The organism is Thalassospira sp. GO-4 (assembly GCF_023588965.1).
GTDB lineage: Bacteria > Pseudomonadota > Alphaproteobacteria > Rhodospirillales > Thalassospiraceae > Thalassospira > Thalassospira povalilytica.
The window spans coordinates 4,251,718-4,272,420 of the sequence record NZ_CP097807.1 but is presented as its reverse complement, the minus strand read 5'-3'; the positions used below and the strand labels follow the sequence as shown (position 1 = coordinate 4,272,420).

The following is a 20,703-nucleotide window of genomic DNA, read 5'->3' as shown; positions in this document are numbered from 1 at the left end:
GGAAAAACGAACATGATTTCAAATGCTTTTGATCATGATAGGGCATCGTCATGAAATTCATACATCTTTCCGATCTTCATATTCTGTCGCGCAATGACATGTCGCGTAAGCCCGATGCTGCGGCAACGCTGCGCAAGGTTATTGGCGAAGTCAATGCACTGCACAGTGATGCGGAAATTTGTGTAATTACCGGGGATATCACCCATCGCGGCACACCCGAACAGTATGAACATGCTGTTGATATCCTTTCGGAACTTGCCATTCCCTATCTGGTCATTCCGGGCAATCACGACATCCGCGAAGCATTCCGCGATGCATTCCCGACCACCGATATTGATGCCAACGGCTTTGTCAATTTCGGTCAAACAATTGGCGGGGTTCGTTTTGTGATGATGGACAGCATCGTTCCCGATCATCATCACGGCACGTTATGTGATCGTCGTCTTGCATGGCTGCGTGACGAACTTGCCGCCCATCGCGATACCCCGACTTTCCTGTTCATGCATCATCCGCCCTTTGAAATGGGTCTGCCTTTCATGGACACCATCCGGCTTGATGTTGAACATGAACTTGGCGAAATCGTTCAGGCAAACCGACAGATCAAACATCTGTTCTTTGGTCATCTTCACCGGCCAGCAACCGGAACCTGGCTTGGTGTGCCATTTGTTCTGGCCAACAGCACCCAATGCGGGGAGCCGCTTGATTTCCGCCATGAAAAGGAAGAAGAACTCGAAGATCGCAACCCGCTTGGCCCGGGCTATGGCATCGGCTTTACCGATCCTAAGGGCGGACTTCGCTATCACTTTGATTTTGTGAAATTCGATATGGATTTGTAATCAGGCCGCGACCGACACCAAATCCCATTCATCGCGCACAATCGGGCTTTGTTCAGTGTCATAATGTTCAGCCTTCAGGGCATCAAATGCCGTGTTGCTCATCAAACGCGAAAGCGCCCAAACGGCACTGGCACGGATCAGCGCACTTTCATCGGCAAGCAAGGCTGTAATTTTGGGGATCAGCCGTTCTGAGCAGCTGTTGCCTGCGGCGATCAGAACGTTGCGCAAAAACTTTGCCCGTCCAATGCGCTTGATCGGTGACCCGGTAAAGAATGCCCGAAATGATGCATCATCAAGATCAAGAAAATCCGCCAGTCGCGGTGCGGTCAATTCGGCACGCGGGATAAAGGCAAGTTCTTCGGTGCGGCTGGCAAATTTGTTCCAGGGACAGGCCGCCAGACAATCATCACAGCCATAGATACGATTGCCCATTGCCGTTCGGAATTGACCCGGGATCGGCCCGTCATGTTCGATCGTCAAATAGGAAATGCATTTGCGCGCATCAAGTTTGTAAGGCGCCGGAAAGGCATTGGTCGGACAGGCCGAAAGACATTTCGAACATGACCCGCAATGATCGATTTCCGGTTCTGCCTGTGCAAATTCGATGGTGGTAAAGACCTCGCCCAGAAACAGCCAACTGCCAAATTCCCGCGATACCAGATTGGTATGCTTGCCCTGCCAGCCAATCCCCGATGACTGGCCAAGCGGCTTTTCAAGGACCGGGGCGGTATCAACAAACACTTTGACCTGTTCTGTTCCGCCGGATTGTTCAACCAGCCAGCGGGCCAGCTGTTTCAGGCGTTTTTTGATCAGGTCGTGGTAATCCTTGTTGCGGGCATAAACCGAAATCATCGCCCGGTCCGGGTGATCAAGCAGTGCCATCGGATTTTCGGCCGGGCCATAATTGCTGCCCAGAACAATCACCGATTTGACATCGGGCCACAGCATTTCCGGATCGCGCCGCCGCGGCAGACGTTCGGGATCATTCATCCAGGCCATCGACCCGTATTCACCCGCGGCAACAAATTCATCCAGACGCTGCTGATTGCGCGGATCAATTTCCGGACGCGCCACCCCACAGACATCAAAGCCGATTTCACGGGCTTTGGCCTCAAGCATGTCAAAGGTAATGGTCTTGTGCGTCTTGGTGGTCATGGCATCAGTCGGGCTTGTCTTGTTTGGGCCTCTCTCTGCTGCCTTATATAATCATCTGCCTGAAACGCAAAAGGCCGCAGCACGATGCTGCGGCCCTTGATTGGAAAGTAGTGCTGATCAGAACCGATACCGCACGGTCGCAAGGATCGAACGTTCCTCGCCATAGTAACAGTTGTCCGATGACGACGTGATCAAACAGGACGCGACATATTCTTCGTCAAGCAGGTTGTTCACATTCACCCGAAGGTCGGTGTTTTCAAGACCGACATTGGCCATGTCATAGTTCAGCGACAGGTCAAAGATGGTGTAATCCGGAACCGTTATGGTGTTGGTTTCATTGGCTGCCATTTCACCGACAAACCGCGCACCGGCACCAATGGACAGGCCATTCAATGCCCCGGAATAGAACGAATAGTTGCCCCAAAGTGATGCCATATGTTCTGGCACCTGCATCGGCTGTTTGCCGTCCTTGGTATCGCCCGGCGCGTCATAGGCTGCGTCGGTATAGGTATAAGACGCCATCACACTCAGGTTTTCGTTCAGGTTCGCACGTGCTTCAAGCTCAAGCCCCTGACTGACGATCTTACCGACCGGATCATAGGCATAGGTCGATGAGTCGTAAATCGCGACATTATCCTGTTCGAGATAGAAGGCCGCCGCACTCAAAAGAAGGTTGCCGTTCTCGGGCTGGTATTTCACACCCGCCTCATACTGCGTGCCTTCTGACGGTTCGATCGGATTGCCCGCGACATCGGAATAAAGGCTTGGATTAAAAGATTCGGAATAGCTGACATACGGCGCGACACCATTATCAAACAGATAAAGCACCCCTGCCCGCTTGGTGAGCTTCTGACGATCTTCACCGGTGTTCTTCTGTGTCAGGCGGTCATGCTTGGTGGTTTCGACCCAATCCTGGCGCAAACCAAGGGAAAAGCGCCATTTTTCGTATTCCAACTGGTCTTCAAGATAAAGACCGGCTTGTTCAAGCGTCTGCACTTTGCTGTTTGTCGGCGCGCCAATGGTCACACCGGTGTTTCCATATACCGGGTTAAAGGCATTGATGCTGGATGCACTTGGGAACTGCCAGGCATTTTCAACGCGGCGATGCTGATAATCAAATCCACCCAGAACGGTATGATCGATATCCGCTGTCGCAAATTCGGCCTGAAGCTGGTTGTCGACGGCATAGGCGCGCATGTCTTCGTCACCACCGCCATAGCGCCGGTTCAGGTTATCAGACGATCCATCCCAGCCGGTCTGATAGATCTGATCGATATGGACCGATGCATCAAGAAAACGGAAGTTCTGGCGCGCTGTCAGATTGTCATCAAAATCATGTTCGAACTGATATCCGACCATGTTCTGGGTTCTTTCGAACGCTTCGAGCGACGGGTCACCATCAAAAAATCCGGTCGAGATGTATTTGCCATTGCGCGGGAACAATGTGCCCTCTGAGGGCAGCCCGTTATGGGTTCCGCCTTCGGGATCCTTTTGCAGATATGCCATCAGGGTAACACGGGTATCATCCGTGAAGTTCGCCGTCAGCGAAGGTGCAATCGCGTAACGTTCTTCTTCGGTACCGGTATATTGGGTGTCGGCCGCGTCCGCCTTGCCCGTCACGCGAAAAGCAAGCTTTCCGGCATCATCAAGCGGACCGGTAAGATCAAAACCGATACCGCGTTGATTGCGGTTGCCATAGGAGACCTCAATCTCGCCCTGCTGTTCGAACTGCGGCTTTTTGCTTGAAAGCGCAACGATCCCCCCCGGTGAACTGCGTCCGTACAGGACAGAAGCCGGGCCTCTGACAACGTCTGCGCGTTCAACAAAATACGGGTCGATCTGCATCGAGCTATAAGTCGAGTCATCGCCCATGGTTTTCAGGCCATCAAGATAAATATTATCAATCGACCGGTCGACCAGCCCGCGCAGGATCACATAATCATAGCGGTTTGACGCCCCGACCTGTCCGGTAAAGGCACCGGGGGTATAGCGCATGGCCTGCATGATGGTTTGCGAACCCTGATCTTCCATCTGATCCTGCGTCACAACCGTGATGCTTTGTGATGTTTCAAGGATCGGTGTCCCGGTCTTGGTCGCGGCCAGTGATTTCGTGGCGATATATCCCTCAACAGGGCCATCCGCCTTTTCGCCGACACTGTTTGCCTCAATCCGGATGGCGTCGGTGACGTTCTCGCCAGTTTCGGAAAGCGGCTCAATTGTAATCGTGCCACCATCGGTGTAGCGCCAAAAATGACCCGTTCCGCTCAGAAGACGATCAAGAGCCGCATCAACAGTCATCTCACCCTTAAGTTCCGGGGCTTGCAGCCCGTTCAGTCCCTGGGACGGGAAAAGCAGCTTCAGGTTGGCCTGATCGGCAAAACTGGTCAGCGCACGGTCAAGTTCCTGTGCCGGGATATCAAGGCGTACGACAGTCGACTGCGCAACTTCCGCATCAATCGATACCGGTGTTTGCTGTTCGGTCGCGTGTGCGACAATCGGGCACGTTGCCGCGATCCCCGAGATCACCGTGGTTGCAGCCAGACGACGCATCCATCCATTACGTAAAGTCCCACTCCGCTGCACAGCTTTTTGACTGACTGCGGCCTGCGCCATCATATTCGTTGAATTCATCATAAGTCTTCCGGTCATTCCCCTGTTTGCGAATGATTATAAGAACCGAAATCATTCGCTTTTGACCTTAAGACGATCTGACCCAACGCGATTTGCACCGGATTTTTCAATTTTTTTCGATTTTATTGGAAAACGCCCGAAAACCCGGCCAACCGGGAACAGGATTTAGTAGATCACCGTCAAAAGCGGCAACCTGACAACCCGGGCATTCATTGCCTGTTCCAGCGTATCAAGCAATGCATCAAGATCGGCAATGTCAAATACACCGGTAACTTTCAAGTTATGGACTGCATCACGAGCAATGACGATGCGTTCGGCCTTATAGCGCTGAACTTCATCAATCACATCGCCCAAGGGACGGTTGTTAAAGATCAGCTTGCCGCGTTGCCAGCTTCCATACGCTGCCAGGTCAACGGTTCCATCTGCCTGCGGGCCGCGACCATCCTGATAAACGGCGCGATCCCCGGCCAAAAGGCGTATGCTGCTTCCGACACCGGTACTGACTTCAACGATACCTTCGCGCACCGTTACGTTCACATGATCATCTTTGATGCGAACGCCATAGACGGTACCAACGGCCATGGCTTCGCCCCCCTGGGCGGAAACGATAAAGGGATGTTGCGCATCCTTGGCCACATCAAAGATCACCTCGCCCGCGGCCAGATCAACCCGTCGCACCCCGTCAGAGAAATCAATGGAAAAGGCCGACGCCGTATTCATGTGGGCCACCGTACCGTCCGGCAGATTGACGGTTTTAGCCCCCCCGATATCAGTGCTGTATTGTGCATTCCAGCGTGCCCAGATGTCGCTTTGCATGCCAGCCCCGGTCACAATCATCAAAACAAATGCACAAAGCGATGCAGCCGTCAGGGCAAACCGGCGTGTGCCAAACCTTGCAACAGAACGGGCTGCCGGACGCCGTTTTGTTCGTGCTGGGCTATTTGGCTTTGCTGCATTTGGTGACAATGGCGCAACGTGCCCCGTACAATCCTGCGCGGTTTGCGTTTGATCCACCGCCCCGAACAACGCCTCTGCATCGCGGACCGCGCGCATATGCGCATCACTTTGGGCGGACCATTTGGCAAATGCCTGACGATCATGATCCGTCGCATCATCGGATTGCAGACGCACAAGCCAGTCAATGGCCTGATCGCTTAATGCGACCATGTCATTGTCATAGCCTTGCAGAGCTGGCTGCTGATGTGCGGATGCACCCGAATTCAAAGTAACCGTCCCCGATCCTGTGCCGCCTTTGACAAACGGCTATTCCTGTTATTAAGACGAGTGAGCAGAACAAATGATGCCATTTTTTTTGACATTATTTTTCGCCCCCTGCCAAAAGCGCATCACGGCAATGCTTTAAGGCGCGACCAATATATTTCGCGACCATGCTGTTGGAAACACCAAGTTTCTCGGCAATCTCGGTATGGGACAATCCTTCTACCCGGAACATCAGCAATGCTGCACGGGCATTTTCCGGCAACTGGTTCAATGCCTGATCAAGCAGTTTGACCTGTTCACGCGATAGACAAATTCTTTCCGGGCCGGGTTCGGGATCACTGATTTCCGATGCACCATCTGCGCCGTCATGATGGGCGGATTGGCGGCGGTCACTTCTGATCTGATCAATCGCAAGGTTACCCGCCACGCGATAGATATAGGCCCGGGGATTGTCGATTTCGTCGTCTGTATCTGGCGTTCTGGCAAGGCGAACAAAGGTGTCCTGGGCAACATCGGCGGCACGTTCGGAATCACCATTCAGCTTTCGGGTCAGAAACCGCAAAAGCTGTTCATAGTTTTCCTGAAAACTCGCAATAAGGACTGATGCGCTTTGGCGCGCCATCGCCGTTTTCCAACCAAGCCAGTAACACAAACCCGGCAGGTTCCCCTGCCCGGCTTCTGACTTAGCAGGATCAATTGAAAATGACAATGCGAATAATTATCAACAACTGATCATGCCCCCACCAAAATCGCACGAAAAAGGCCGCCTTGCGAAACAAGGCAGCCCTTTGAATTATTGCCCCGGCCCGGAAAACCAGACCGATGCGCCAGACTATCCGCGCCCGCGATACGGAGCAACGCCCTGTTCCGGGATCCATACACCTTCGGGTGCGGCACCGGTTTGATAAAACACATCAATCGGAATACCGCCGCGCGGATACCAGTATCCGCCAATGCGCAGCCATTTCGGATCAAGCGTTTCGACAATGCGCTTGCCGACCTTGATCGTGCAGTCTTCATGGAATGAACCATGATTGCGGAACGACGTCAGAAACAGCTTCAGCGATTTGCTTTCGACAAGCCAGTCACCCGGTACATAGTCGATCACCAAATGGGCAAAATCGGGCTGCCCGGTGATCGGACACAGGGATGTAAATTCCGGTGCGACAAAGCGCACACAGTAATCTGTTCCGGCCTGCGGGTTCTGAACACGTTCAAGAACGGCTTCGTCCGGGGATGCCGGTTGTACCGTGTCACCGCCCAGCATGGTCAGATTGTCGTAAATGGTCTGATCGGCCATGACAGCCTCCTTAATCTTCGATGATCGACACGGGATCGATATCCCCGCCTTCCTGTCCGGCATGGAAATCGCGCGCAAAGGCCTCCATCCGGCCTTCGGCAATGGCTTCGCGCATGCCGCGCATCAAATCCTGATAATAGGCAAGGTTATGCCAGGTCAGCAGAACCGCACCCAGAATTTCACCCGCCTTGATCAGATGATGCAGATAGGCCCGCGAATATTTTGTACAAGCCGGACAATTGCACTGATCATCAAGCGGACGGTCATCATCGCGATGACGGCCATTCTTAAGGTTCAAGGTCCCGCGATGGGTAAAGGCCTGCGCATTGCGGCCCGAACGGGTCGGAAGAACGCAATCAAACTGATCAATCCCGCGCATCACTGCGCCAACAAGATCAGACGGCTTGCCAACCCCCATCAGGTAACGCGGCTTGTTGGCCGGCAGCATATCGACGCAGAAATCAAGCGTATCGAACATGATCTGCTGGCCTTCGCCAACGGCAAGACCACCAACCGAATGGCCCGGAAGATCAAGCTCGGCCAGCTTTTCTGAACTTTCACGACGCAGTTTTTCAAAAACGCTGCCCTGCTGAATGCCATAAAGCGCATAGCCTGCGCGTTCGACAAAGGCGTCCTTGGACCGTTTGGCCCAGCGCATCGACATCTGCATGCTTTCGCGGGCCTGCTGCTCGGTTGCCGGGAACGGCGTGCATTCATCAAAGGCCATGGTGATGGTCGAGCCCAGCAAATGCTGGATTTCCATCGAACGTTCAGGCGTCAGGTTAAACTTGCGCCCGTCGATGTGGCTTTTGAAGGTGACGCCTTCTTCGGTGATCTTGCGCAATTTTGCCAGCGACATGACCTGATACCCGCCACTGTCGGTCAGGATCGGTTTATCCCAGTTCATGAATTTGTGCAAACCACCAAGACGCGCAATGCGTTCCGCACCGGGACGCAGCATCAAATGGTACGTATTACCCAAAAGGATTTGCGCACCGGTATCGGCGACGTTTTCCGGCAACATGCCCTTAACCGTGGCGGCAGTCCCCACCGGCATGAAAGTCGGCGTATCGATCACGCCGTGCGCGGTGTGGATGCGCCCCAAGCGGGCCTTGCCATCCTGGGCAAGCAATTCATAGCGAAATTCGGTCATGACAATTTATGTCCGTGCATCAATTTTACTGGCGCATTCAAGCAGACTGCAATCGCCATAAGAATAAAAACGGTATTCGTTTTCGATCGCGTGGTTATAAGCTGCCTTCATGCGTTCAAACCCGGCAAAGGCCGAAACCAGCATGAACAGGGTCGAACGCGGCAGATGGAAGTTGGTCAAAAGCATGTCGACCGCACGGAACTTGTAACCAGGCGTGATAAAGATGTCGGTTTCCGCTTCGAACGGTTCAACCACACCATCTTCGCGCGCGGCACTTTCCAGCAGGCGCAACGACGTCGTACCCACCGCAACAACGCGTCCGCCATTGGCGCGCGTTTCGTTGATCAGATCAGCGATTTCCTTGCTGATCGATCCCCATTCCGCATGCATTTTATGGTCATCGGTATCATCAACCTTGACCGGAAGGAACGTGCCCGCCCCGACATGCAGGGTTATGGTGCGGCGATTGATCCCGCGCGCATCCAGATTGGCCAAAAGTTCCGGGGTAAAATGCAGGCCCGCCGTCGGGGCGGCCACAGCACCATCTTTTTGGGCAAAGATGGTCTGATAATCGGATTTGTCCTGATCATTGCCGCCGGCTTCGCGACGGATATAGGGCGGCAACGGCATGACACCGTATTTTTCAAGAGCCGCAATCAGATCAGCACCCGAACGGTTGAATTTCAGCGTGACCTCGCCGCCATCCTTCTTATCAAGCACTTCGGCTTCGAATTCGTCATTGACCTTGAAGGTTTCCCCGATCCGAAGCTTTTTGGCCGGCTTTGCAAACGCCACCCATTCGGCCAGTCCTTCCTGCTTGTGCAGGGTGACTTCGACCTTGGCGTCACCGCGCTTGCCGAACAGGCGCGCCGGGATCACGCGGGTATCATTTGAAATAAGCAAATCACCCGGACGCAAAATATCGGGCAGTTCGCGCACGATACGGTCGGTCATTCCGCCAGCAGACAGATCAAGCATGCGTGCAGCATCACGCGGATTTGCCGGATGTTCGGCAATGCGTTCGCGCGGCAATTCGAAATCGAACAGATCGACTTTCATGGATCGGGATTATTCCGGTTGATTGGACAAACAATTGAAGGGGCGTTTTATGCGCCCCTTCGTTCAAAACCACAAGGCTTGGCGCGTCATATCAGCCCTGTGCCGGTTCCGCATTCAGGCGCGGCGTTACCACCGCCATCAACAGACGGAACGGCGCAAGACAGGTCAGCGCCATGATCACCTTGGCGGTGAAATCACCCAGTGCCCAGGTATCCCACGGAAGGCCGGTCCCGGCAAAGGCGATCGAAAAGAACAATGCCGTATCAACAGCCGAACCGATGCCAGATGAAACAAGCGGTGCTTTCCACCAGGTTGCCTGACGCAATTTGTCAAAGATGGTGACATCAAGCATCTGCGCAATCAGGAAAGCAGTACCGGACGCGATGGCGATCCGCGTGTCAGCAAGGATCAGCGACAACACAACAGCCAGGGCAAAGCCCGCCAGCACAACAATACGTGCGGCCCCTGCACCGCGTGCACGGTTGGTCAGATCGGTTACCAGAAACGCCACCGGATAGGTAAAGGCGCCGTAGGTCAGCCAATCTGCCAACACACCCGGAAGCGGGTATTCGACCAGAATGTTCGACGCGACAACAGTCGCTGCCATTGCCAGAATGCCGAAAATGATCGCTTTCATCTTTTCGTCCTTCAAAAAGGTGAACCCACGCATAACAAATCTCGCGGCCCACCTTACTGGGCGACGATCGAGACCGGGTTCGGATAACTTTGGTTGGGGCGCTGTTTACGCCCCGCCCCCCGTATGGTCAAGGAAAAACGGCGGCCAGGTTACCCTGACCGCCGCTGCAGATCGCTGCAAGTCGCCCCGGGGAAAGTGGGACGCCGTGCCGCGAAACTTTATTCTTATTGCAATTACAGCATGATACCGCGAATGGTGAAGAACAGCAGCGCCCCAAGGAAGGCACCGGCCGGAACCGTCACCACCCAGGCTGTTGCAATCGTCACCGCATAGCGACGGCGCACCAGAAGACGCTTGCGCAGTTTCTTTTCGGCCCGTTCGGCTTCGTTCGGATCAATCTGACGCAATGCTTCGAGATGTTCGTCGGACTGTTCGCCTTCCGGCGCGTCCACCAGCATCGGCGGTGCTACCTGACGACGACGATGCGACAGACTTTCACGCAGGAAACCGACACCAAATACCGCGCCGACCGCAATGTGGGTCGAGCTGACAGGAAGACCGAGTGCCGAGGCCACAATCACGGTCAATGCCGCCGAAAGCGCAACCGTATAGGCACGGATCGGATCAAGTTTGGTGATTTTGGAGCCAACGGTTTTGATCAGTTTCGGACCAAACAGGATCAGACCAGCCGAAATACCAAGTGCACCAATCACCATAACCCAGATCGGGATCGGGGCCTTGGTCACGATTTCACCGCTATCCACACCCGATACGATGGCTGCAAGCGGGCCAATCGCGTTGGCAACGTCGTTAGAACCGTGGGCAAAGGACAAAAGAGCTGCCGACACAACAAGCGGAATACGGAACAGCGATGCAATTTCCTTGCGCCGTCCGGTCATCGATGCCGATGCACGGATCACGGCCTTGCGGACCGGAATGACCGTAATGAAGAATGCGGCGATACCAATGGCAATCACAACCGGGGTATCGGCCTTCCAGATTTTCTTCACACCCTTCATCATCAGATACATCGAGAATGCCGAAACCATCACGCCCACAAGGATCGGAACCCATTTGCGTGCGGCCGCAACGCGGTCTTCGGTATAGATGATGCGGAATTTGATAAAGGCCAAGAAGCCCGCGGCAATCAGACCACCCAAAACCGGGGAAATCACCCAGCTCGCAGCAATGGTGCCCATGGTCGGCCAGTTGACAGCACCAAGCCCGACGGCAGCCATGCCAGCACCCATCACACCGCCAACGATCGAATGCGTGGTTGATACCGGCGCCCCGAGCCAGGTCGCCAGGTTCAGCCAAAGGGCAGCAGCCAAAAGCGCCGCCATCATCGCCCAGACAAAGGTCTGTGCATCAGGCATCTGGTTTGGATCGATAATGCCGTTCTTGATGGTCCCGACAACGTCGCCACCGGCAATGATCGCACCTGCGGCTTCGAACACGGCGGCAATCAAAAGCGCGCCAACCATGGTCAGTGCTTTTGAGCCGACTGCAGGACCGACATTGTTGGCAACATCATTGGCACCGATATTGAGCGCCATGTAACCGCCGATCACAGCAGCGGCGATCAGGAAGCCACTTTGCGGCAGTCCGCCCATGTGAAAGGCGACAAACGCACTACAGGCAAGCAGGAAAACAATGGCAAGACCAAGTTTTGCACTGATCGACGCAGTTGCGCCCATCCCGGCATCCATGCGCTTTTGCCACTTGAGGTCCTTATCCAGAGCAGTTTTTTTAACCGACATAATCAACCGTTACCACAAAAGGGAATCGACGCGCGGATCATGTCGAAGCCGAGCCCGTTTGTTAAGGTTTTTTTGCCGTTATATTACAACATACGAACAACCGTCTGAGGACAAACGAAAAACGGCCCCGCAATGCAGGGCCGTTTTCTGTGTCATCATGATGCCGCACACCTAGCGACCAAACTGATTCAAAAGCCCTTTCAAAAGGCCCTTTGCTGCATCTTCGGGTGAATTGCCACCCGATCCGGTATCACTGTTGCCAGAACTGCTTCCGCCAAGTGCCTTATCAAGGATGTTATCAAGAACCTTGACCGCAACCTTGTCCATGCGTCCGGTAATGACCGGATCATCGATCTTGCCTTTGGCATAAACGCTAAACGGCGGCAGTTCTTCGATCTTCTTGGAAAAATCGAAATCTGCGGTCGTATCCATCACCCATTTCGGAAGATCAAGCGTCGCATCGGCATCCGCCGTCCCGACACGCGAAAGCGCTTCGACACGGGTGGTCTTGGCAATGCCCTTGGTGATGGTGATGTCACCTTCAAGCGATTGCAACAGATCGTTGTTGCCAACCCCTTCCACGACCATTGCCTGTGGCCCCTGACGCAGCAGGGCTTCGATATTGAGCTTCGGATCACTCGACCGTTTTGCCGCATTGCTGAACCGGACTTCGGTCAAAACCAGATTGGCCGTGCCGTTCAGGGCCGAAACCAGACGGCGTGACGTATTGCCCGATGCCGTAACATCGAATTTAAGGTTCGCACCGCCAATAATCGTGTCATTGGCAACCTTGATCGGTGTCAGCCGTTCGATCCGCGCACCATCAAGATCCCCCTTCAGGGCAAGTTGCGGCACATCCGTGTTGCGTGCATCAAACGTCCCGTTGATGCCAAGATCACCATCCCCCAACAATCCCTTGAAGTTCGAGATCGTCAGAAGTCCCTGAACCAGGGTTGCCTTCAGATCCGGGTTCACAAGGCTGTAGGTATCGAAATCAAGCTGATCAAGCGCAATGGCGATATCGGCATCAATCGATCGCAATGCCGATACGTCAATGACGGTATCATCCCACGGCGTACCATCACGGGCATCAACACGTGTTGCGGTCATGCTTGCCGGCAGATTGAACGCGGCCTTGCGCGGACCACTGCCAATACCGGGCATAAGACCCGCGCGCTTTTGTGCTGGCACGAACGGATCGACGACCAGTTTGCCACCAGAAAGTGCGACAGTCAGTTTCGGCTGTGTCTGGCTGCCGTCAAAGGTCACCTTACCCGCGGTTTCGAACGCACCAAGCACAAGCTTCAGATCATCAAGTGCAACATTTTGCGCATTGCCCTTGACCGTGCTGGAAACAGCCAGTCGGCCAAGATTACCTGATGGCGTATAGGTCGGCGCAACCAGATCAAGCGCACGGTTCAGACTGGATGCCTGCACCGCCAGTTTGCCATCCAGTCCGGGATTGGCCCCCAGCATCTGCGACACCTCACCATCAAGTGCCACCTGCATAAGCGGGTTGGACACATCAAGCTTAAGGGTCGGACCGGTAATCGGACCATTCAGGCCAAGATTTGCCTGAATGCTTTTATAGCTGCTTGCCGGTGCCGGAAGCGTAATGCCCGCAAGCTTGGCAAGCGGTTCCAGTGTCTTTGCGGTTACCCGGACAGACAGATTTTCAAAAGCCGGAATATCGGCACTGCCATTAAAGGTACCCTTTGCCGATGCACTCAGCCCTGCGGCATCTGAAACGGCAAAATTGCCAAGGGTGATATCGCGCCCCTTGATGCTGCCATCAATCATGATCCCGCGCACCGCAACACCCGACGAAATGATTTCATCGGCAGCCAGCCGGTAATTTGCCGCCAGCCCATCAAGTGGCGCCAATGCGTCCTTGATGACCTTGACCATGTCTTCCTTGGCCGCGGTCGCGTTTGAAGCACCGTTCGCAGCCCCGCCGGTGGCGGACGTTCCGGTTGCGGTGCCATTGCCCGCGCTGCCCGACGTCGTTGCGGATGCATCGCCGCCGGTCTGGGCGGTTGCGACATACTGATCAATATTGATCCGGTCGAGCTTCAAGCCAATACCAAGTGCCGGCAGCCCCGACCCGCCAAGATTGGCAACAACCGCACCACGAATGGCGGTGTCATCAATTCGAAGATCAAGATCGGAAATGTTCAACTGATCGGGCGTTCCCTTGATCCCGCCAGTCAGCGAGAACCGGCGCAGCCTGTCTGCACGAACACCGTCAACATCAACACCCAGCCAACGGATCACCGCCCGGATGTTTTCCGATGCCATTTCATAGCTCAGCGCCGCAGACAGTTTGGGCTTTTCGCCGGAAATGCTGCCAAACACCGCAAAGTCGGTCCCGCCCGGAAGGCCGGCTGAAACCTCGTTCAGGGTGATCTTGCTGTTGGCAATCGCGGCATTGACCCGCGCATTGTGAACCGGGGTCTGATTATAAATAAGGGTTTCGACTTCAAAATCGATCGCAGCTGTCAGATCAGCCGGAATGATCGGTGCATTTGCACTGTCACCCTTTTTAACCGAGCTTTGCGACGGGATGGATTGCGCACTGCCATCGGTTGCACCGTCATTGCCCGTAGTTGCCGATCCGGCCGCACCTTTCGATGAAGGACCCGATGCTGCCCCGGCCCCGTCGCCCATATCGGCAAGAACCAGAATGCTATCAAGGTCAAGCTGGTTGAACCGCAATGCGACATCGGCACGCATGCTGGGTTCCTGATCAATGGCAATGGCGCCCGAACCACGGGTCTCGCCAAAGCGGATCGACAGATCATTTAATGTGACCGACTTTGCATTCGCGGTGATGTGACCACCAAGATCAAGCGGCTTTGCCGCAATATCGGGGATTTCTGCACCATCGCCGGCAATACGCAGGGCCGCCTCGCGAAGGTCCTTGAAATCACCATCAATCTGACCATCAAAGCCGGGATTGTCGGTTGAAAGATCGACACGTCCGGCAACGGTGACACCACCGTCAACCTTGTCGATGCCGACTTTCAGGCTGATCGGGAATGGCGCAACCTGACTGATCTGACCGACATTAAAGCCAAATGTCAGCGGGATACCGCGATAGAAAACGTACCCTTCCCCTTCGAGCGGACCATTCAGACTGTCAGCCGACACACCAACCGTCAGACCCTCGATACGTTCGACCGAACCCGGGGTGCGGTAAATGATGGTGGCATTTTCAATTTCGAGACGATCGATCTTGATCGTGCTTGCAAAATCACTGCCGGATGCGGTTTCGTCAGTCCCGGTTGCGGTACTGACGCCATTTTCCTCGTTGGCTGCCGGGGTCTGAGGTTCAGTTTGCGGAACTGTTATCGTGCCTGCATCCGGTCCGGAACGCGGCGCGGCTGCCGGATCAAAGACCAGATTGTTCGTACCGTTATCAAATGTCTCGATTGCGATAACCGGATCAATCAGGCTGACTTCAGTAACCTGGATATTGCCGGTAAGCAGCGGCATCAGGGCAACCGAAACCCGCGCCTCTTCAATCGAAACCATGTCGGCATCCTGTGCACCAGGCAAATTGCCCAAGGTCACCTGACTTGCCGAAAGCGATGGCGACGGGATCAGCGACATCGACAGGTCGCCCGTCAGAACAAGCTCCCTACCCGTCGCATCCCGGACGGCCTGGGTGATCTGTGCCTTGTAGCCATTCCAGTCAATCAGGGACGGAATGATCAGCAATGCGGCTACAAGCACCACTACTAACGCACCGATTACGGCAAGGATCTTTTTCAACAGTCAGGCTCCGCTCGCTCGCAAGGTCACACTGCCGTTTGGCCGTGACCCTCAATGGTTTGATTTTCAGTCCAAAATCATAGGGCTCGTGACATCTGTCGCAACAGAAAATGGCGAGAGAATGTTGCATTCATTACACGACATGGTGCGCGATCTTGCGGGATGCATTTTTCCACCGCCTTATCGCCCCGGCCCATAACATGTGAGCAGCCCCCGGACACGGATCAAGCATCGCGCAGAAATCGCACAATTTTTAACAAATAAAAACAAGCATCGAACAGGCCGTAACCAAACCATAAATTCCAGTTTCGAAACACCTTTCGAGCCAAATACATAGTTTAAAATCAACTGGATACTGGAAATCGTCGATTAAAATGATACATTTTAGAAAACAATAAATTCAATCCTGACTTTCATTCATATCGAAAGATCATCGCGCTTTTCCGCGACAGGGAGGATGAAAATGACCGATACAACAATTCAAACGCCAGAAAACACGGTCGACAACGGACTGCACGGTATTACGATCCGGACCATCACAACCGATCAGTCCGGCAAATGGCTTCAGGCCGGCTGGCGGGACTTCAAACAGACACCGGCGATTGGCCTGACCTATGGTGCGCTTTGCGTCCTGGCTGGGTGGCTCGTGATCCTGAGCATCTTTCGAACCGGACAGCCTTACCTGACATTGCCGCTGGCTGCGGGCTTCATGCTTTTGGCACCGCTTGTCGCCGTGGGCCTTTACGAAACCAGCCGCCGCCTTGAGATGGGCGAAAATGTTACCATCTGGCACAGCCTGAACGGTTTTCGCCGCAACCCCGGACAGATCGGGGCGATCGGTGTTGTGCTGATGCTGTTCTTCCTGGCATGGACGCGGATTGCGATGTTGCTGTTCGCGCTGTTTTACAACGGAACCATGCCGTCACTTGATGCCCTGATCTGGGAAACATTCTTTTCGCGCGATGCGATTACATTCCTGATTACCGGCTCCATCCTTGGCGGTGCGCTGGCGATCATTGTTTTTGCCATTTCGGTGGTTTCGATCCCGCTTTTGGTTGATCGCGATGTTGATGTGATTACCGCTGTCATCATCAGTGTGAATGCGTTTCGCAAAAACTGGAAAGTTCTGATCGGCTGGGCTGCGGTGATTGCCATTCTTGCCGCCTGTGGCATGGTTGTCTTCATGTTAGGACTGGCGATCATGATGCCGTTGCTTGGCTATTCAAGCTGGCATGCCTATCGCGGGATCATTGACACCAGTCACGCCGATGTCGCGCGCCTGCGTCGACAGGTGCCGTAACCAGCCCAACAAACCAGACCATCCTCCAAACGCCGCCACACTGGCGGCGTTTTTGTGCGCATAGCCGAAATTGTGATAAACAGATCACATCATTGCGGGAACAATCATGGCATCGTATTGTTTCACGGTTACAATAGATTGGCCCGGTTTTCTGTAATCGGGCACCGCATCCGGACAGCACTTACAAACCCGCCACAAATTGTCCAAATTCTGTGGTCATAGGGTCAGGACCAATTAATATCCGAACTTTCACATGTTTCCCTGCAACCATCTGCGTTCATGAGATAATTCATTATGTATCAGGCCCCGGCAGTTCGTCCTCTTGTCGTACTTTCAGCGTCACTGATTGCCTTAGTCGCCGGGATGGGAACCCTGCATGCCCAGACCAATACGGCAGACGGGCCGCAGTCAACGCGTACGCCGGATGAAAAATGGGGTGTGTCGCTTTCGGTTGAAAACGACCTTTTCACACCGACCAACAGTGATCAGCATTACACCAACGGTGTGCGACTGGCCTTTGTTTCGCCAGAAGACAGTGCGCCTGCGGCCTTTTTGAACGTTGCCAAACAGGTGCCGTTTTTCGCATCCGAAGGCCGCATTCGCACCAGCTATTCGCTGGGCCAGACCATGTATACCCCCGACGACATAACCATCGCCGAACACCAGCCCGATGATCGCCCCTGGGCCGGGATGTTGTACGGGACGGCGGGGCTTCTGTCTGATACCGGACTGAAATCCGATGACGGCGAAAGCAACTATTCGCGCATCGACACGCTTGAACTGACACTTGGCGTTGTGGGCCCGGCATCCCTTGCCGACAAAACGCAGGATTTCGTGCATAAACTGATCGACAGCCCACGCCCGGAAGGCTGGGATAACCAGATCAAGAATGAACCGATCATTGGCCTGACCTATGAACGGAAATATCGCAGCTGGTTTGAAGCCGACGTTTCAGGCATCGAGTTTGATGCCACACCACACGGGGCGGTGACCCTTGGCAATGCGTTCACCAATGCCGAAATCGGGACGATGTTCCGCATGGGCTTTGACCTGCCTGCCGATTACGGCCCGCCGCGCATTCGCCCAAGCCTGCCCGGTTCGGACTTCTTTGTCCCGGATACAGAAGGCTTCCCGGTCAGCGGATATCTTTTCGCGGGCTTTGCCGGCCGCTATGTCGTGCGCGACATCACCCTTGATGGCAATACCTTTGCCGACAGTGCCTCGGTCGACAAGGAACCGCTGGTCGGGGACCTTCAGATCGGTTTTGCGATGATCATCGGCCAGGCGCGCCTGACCTACACACATGTCTATCGCACCCCGGAATTCACCGCCCAAAGCGGTGCCGATCAGTTTGGATCGATTTCACTGTCATTCCGCTTCTGACGAAAAACAGGGCCCAAAGGCCCCGTTTTGCATCAAATTTCCAAATTGTATGATGATATCAAAGCCCGGGGATCAGCTTGCCCGGATTCATCAGACCTTTGGGATCAATGGCCGCTTTGATGGCGCGCATCATGGCGATCGTATCTTCGCCATGTTCGGCCACCATGAAGTCGAGCTTGCCATAACCGATGCCATGTTCACCCGTACAGGTACCGCCAAGCTTCAGGGCACGTTCCACCATGCGTTTGTGCAGGCGGTTGGCTTCTTCCATCTGTGCCGGATCTTCGGGATCGAGCAGGATCAGCGTGTGGAAGTTGCCATCGCCGACATGACCGATGATGGTGCAGGTCAGCGGGCTGGCATCGCAATCGGCACGGGTTTCGGTAATCGCCTCGGCCAGTTTTGAAATCGGCACACACACATCGGTCGGCATGCCGGCCTTGCCCGGTTCCAGCTGAAGCGACGCGTAATAGGCCTTGTGGCGTGCGGCCCACAGCTTGTTGCGGTCTTCCTGGCGGGTTGCCCACTGGAATTCCTCGGCACCGTATTCTTCGGCGACGGACTGAACAAACTCGGCCTGTTCCTTCACACCGGCTTCGGTGCCATGGAATTCAAAGAACAGGGTCGGGGCTTCTTTGTGATCAAGCTTGGAATAGTTATTGACCGCGCGGACCTGCAATTCATCAAGGAATTCGATCCGGGCAACGGGAATGCCGGCCTGGATGGTCAGGATTACGGTATCAACCGCGGCCTCGACCGTCGGGAAGGCACAGACAGCAGCCGACATGGCTTCCGGGATGCCATAAAGCTTCAAACCGATTTCTGTGATCACACCAAGCGTGCCCTCGGACCCGACAAACAGACGGGTCAGGTCATAACCGGCCGATGATTTGCGCGCACGATTGGCAGTCTTGATGATCTTGCCTTCCGGGGTCACGACCGTCAGGCTCAGCACATTGTCGCGCATGGTGCCATAACGCACCGCATTGGTGCCCGATGCGCGGGTTGCAGTCATGCCGCCGATCGATGCATTCGCACCCGGATCAATCGGGAAAAACAGACCGGTATCGCGCAAGTGATCATTAAGCTGTTCGCGGGTTACACCGGCCTGAACACGGCAATCAAGGTCTTCGTTATTGACCTCAAGGATCGCGTCCATCCGCGATACATCAATGCAAATCCCGCCGCGCAATGCCGCAACATGCCCTTCAAGCGATGAACCCGTGCCAAACGGAACGATCGGGACATTGTGGGCAACACACAGCTTGACGACTTCGGCGACTTCTTCGGTCGAGGTTGCAAAAACCACCGCATCGGGCGGCGATGCCTCGTGCCAGCTTTCATCCTTGCCGTGCTGTTCAAGCACAGCCTGCGCAGTTGACAGCCGATCGCCCAGCATCTCGCGCAGGGCGCTGATCAGGCTTTCCGGGGTTTCGATGCGTTCATATTGGCGATCTGACATGATTTTGCTCTTTGGTCTTTTCAATCCTGGTGGCGGCCGCAAACCGAACCAGAATGATGTGGGGTCTGATCCGGATTACGCGATAAGGGCTGACACCTTACGCCGAGATGATCGAAATTGGTAATACCTTTTGACCGGTTTGGCAAAAATTCAAACCCGATAAATCTGTCGCGCCCGTCAAAACATGCGGGCACGACAAATCCATCTTGATGCCGGCAAGCCCGTCTTAGCCCTTGTTGCGATCCTGCGGCAGGGCCGCCGCAATGCGGTCTGCCAGGCGCGAGAATGGCAAACTTTGCAGCCAGACCGTACCCGGGCCTTCAAGGGTCGTGACAAACAATCCCTCGCCGCCAAACAGTGCATTGGTAAAACCGCCAACAAATTTGATCGAATAATCAATGGATGGCGTCATTGCGACCAGCGCCCCGGTATCTACGCGCAATGTCTGACCTGCTTGCAAATCCTTGCGGATGATCGTGCCCCCGGCATGCATGAAGGCCATGCCATCACCGCTGAGGCGCTGAAGGATGAAACCTTCACCGCCAAACAGGCCCGCACCGATCTTTTTGGAAAAGGCGATATCAATATCGATCCCGGCCGCAGCACACAGGAACGCATCCTTCTGACAGATGATTTCACCACCAAGTTCCGCCAGATCAAGTGCCACCACCTTGCCCGGATAGGGGGCAGCAAAGGCAACATGCCCCTTGCCCGATCCTTCATGGACAAAGCTTGTGATAAAGAAACCTTCACCGGTCAGCATGCGCTTGAACCCGGAAAACAGGCCCCCGCCCGTCCCGGTCTGCATGGCAATGCCATCGCCCATATACATCATGGCACCGGCTTCGGCCCGGACACCTTCGCCCGGATCCAGTTCGATTTCGACCAACTGCATTTCTTCGCCATGGATCGTATAGTCGATCACGTCTGCCATGCGGGCGTCTCCTTTTATGAAATCATCAATCTGTTTGGCGCAAGTCTGGAACCTGTTGATCCTGATCGCAAGAAAAAGGGGCAACAATCCGGCAAGAG

15 protein-coding genes are annotated in these 20,703 nt (G+C 54.6%); 3 read left to right on the top strand and 12 right to left on the bottom strand.

Annotation, left to right across the window (positions count from 1 at the left end; genetic code table 11):
• The first annotated feature begins 50 nt into the window (after positions 1-50).
• A complete protein-coding gene (locus M9H61_RS19380) occupies positions 51-836 on the top strand; it encodes a phosphodiesterase (protein ID WP_250282428.1) in 786 nt (261 codons plus the stop codon).
• Here M9H61_RS19380 and queG read toward each other — a convergent pair whose 3' ends face one another.
• The 10 genes from queG to M9H61_RS19330 all read right to left on the bottom strand — a co-directional run bounded on the left by queG (position 837) and on the right by M9H61_RS19330 (position 15,526).
• Complete coding sequence (gene queG, locus M9H61_RS19375; RefSeq protein ID WP_250282426.1) at positions 837-1,991, bottom strand: tRNA epoxyqueuosine(34) reductase QueG; 1,155 nt, start codon at positions 1,989-1,991, stop codon at positions 837-839.
• A 117-nt stretch (positions 1,992-2,108) separates the two neighbouring features.
• The gene (locus M9H61_RS19370) at positions 2,109-4,622 is read right to left on the bottom strand and encodes a TonB-dependent siderophore receptor (protein WP_250282425.1); all 2,514 of its coding nucleotides are present in this window, start codon (positions 4,620-4,622) and stop codon (positions 2,109-2,111) included.
• A gap of 165 nt (positions 4,623-4,787) precedes the next feature.
• Positions 4,788-5,846: a FecR family protein gene (locus M9H61_RS19365; RefSeq protein ID WP_250282422.1), complete on the bottom strand. Its 1,059-nt coding sequence runs from the start codon at positions 5,844-5,846 to the stop codon at positions 4,788-4,790.
• A gap of 94 nt (positions 5,847-5,940) precedes the next feature.
• Positions 5,941-6,465 carry an RNA polymerase sigma factor gene (locus M9H61_RS19360; RefSeq protein WP_250282420.1) on the bottom strand — a complete coding sequence of 175 codons (525 nt, stop codon included), beginning with the start codon at positions 6,463-6,465 and terminating at the stop codon, positions 5,941-5,943.
• A gap of 210 nt (positions 6,466-6,675) precedes the next feature.
• Positions 6,676-7,143, bottom strand: a complete 468-nt coding sequence (gene queF / locus M9H61_RS19355) for a preQ(1) synthase (protein ID WP_068519555.1) — start codon at positions 7,141-7,143, stop codon at positions 6,676-6,678.
• Between the two features lie 10 nt (positions 7,144-7,153).
• The gene (gene tgt, locus M9H61_RS19350; RefSeq protein WP_250282419.1) at positions 7,154-8,296 is read right to left on the bottom strand and encodes a tRNA guanosine(34) transglycosylase Tgt; all 1,143 of its coding nucleotides are present in this window, start codon (positions 8,294-8,296) and stop codon (positions 7,154-7,156) included.
• A 6-nt stretch (positions 8,297-8,302) separates the two neighbouring features.
• The gene (gene queA, locus M9H61_RS19345; protein ID WP_068519553.1) at positions 8,303-9,355 is read right to left on the bottom strand and encodes a tRNA preQ1(34) S-adenosylmethionine ribosyltransferase-isomerase QueA; all 1,053 of its coding nucleotides are present in this window, start codon (positions 9,353-9,355) and stop codon (positions 8,303-8,305) included.
• A 91-nt stretch (positions 9,356-9,446) separates the two neighbouring features.
• Positions 9,447-9,992: a VUT family protein gene (locus M9H61_RS19340; protein ID WP_068519726.1), complete on the bottom strand. Its 546-nt coding sequence runs from the start codon at positions 9,990-9,992 to the stop codon at positions 9,447-9,449.
• Between the two features lie 233 nt (positions 9,993-10,225).
• Entirely contained in the window at positions 10,226-11,752 is a 1,527-nt protein-coding gene (locus tag M9H61_RS19335; RefSeq protein WP_250282417.1) for an inorganic phosphate transporter, read from the bottom strand.
• A gap of 171 nt (positions 11,753-11,923) precedes the next feature.
• Positions 11,924-15,526 (bottom strand): AsmA family protein, encoded by a 3,603-nt coding sequence (locus M9H61_RS19330; protein ID WP_250282415.1) that lies wholly within the window; start codon positions 15,524-15,526, stop codon positions 11,924-11,926.
• A 463-nt stretch (positions 15,527-15,989) separates the two neighbouring features.
• On the opposite strand from M9H61_RS19330, the gene M9H61_RS19325 reads away from it, so the two are divergent.
• Positions 15,990-16,826 carry a DUF2189 domain-containing protein gene (locus M9H61_RS19325; protein ID WP_250282412.1) on the top strand — a complete coding sequence of 279 codons (837 nt, stop codon included), beginning with the start codon at positions 15,990-15,992 and terminating at the stop codon, positions 16,824-16,826.
• 294 nt (positions 16,827-17,120) lie between these two features.
• Positions 17,121-18,209: a lipid A deacylase LpxR family protein gene (locus M9H61_RS19320; protein WP_250282411.1), complete on the top strand. Its 1,089-nt coding sequence runs from the start codon at positions 17,121-17,123 to the stop codon at positions 18,207-18,209.
• A 58-nt stretch (positions 18,210-18,267) separates the two neighbouring features.
• Here the strand turns inward: M9H61_RS19320 and M9H61_RS19315 are convergent, their stop codons facing one another.
• A complete protein-coding gene (locus tag M9H61_RS19315; RefSeq protein ID WP_068519548.1) occupies positions 18,268-19,671 on the bottom strand; it encodes an FAD-linked oxidase C-terminal domain-containing protein in 1,404 nt (467 codons plus the stop codon).
• A gap of 226 nt (positions 19,672-19,897) precedes the next feature.
• Positions 19,898-20,605, bottom strand: coding sequence for a TIGR00266 family protein (locus tag M9H61_RS19310; protein ID WP_101245915.1), 708 nt, complete (start codon positions 20,603-20,605; stop codon positions 19,898-19,900).
• Positions 20,606-20,703 lie beyond the last annotated feature (98 nt).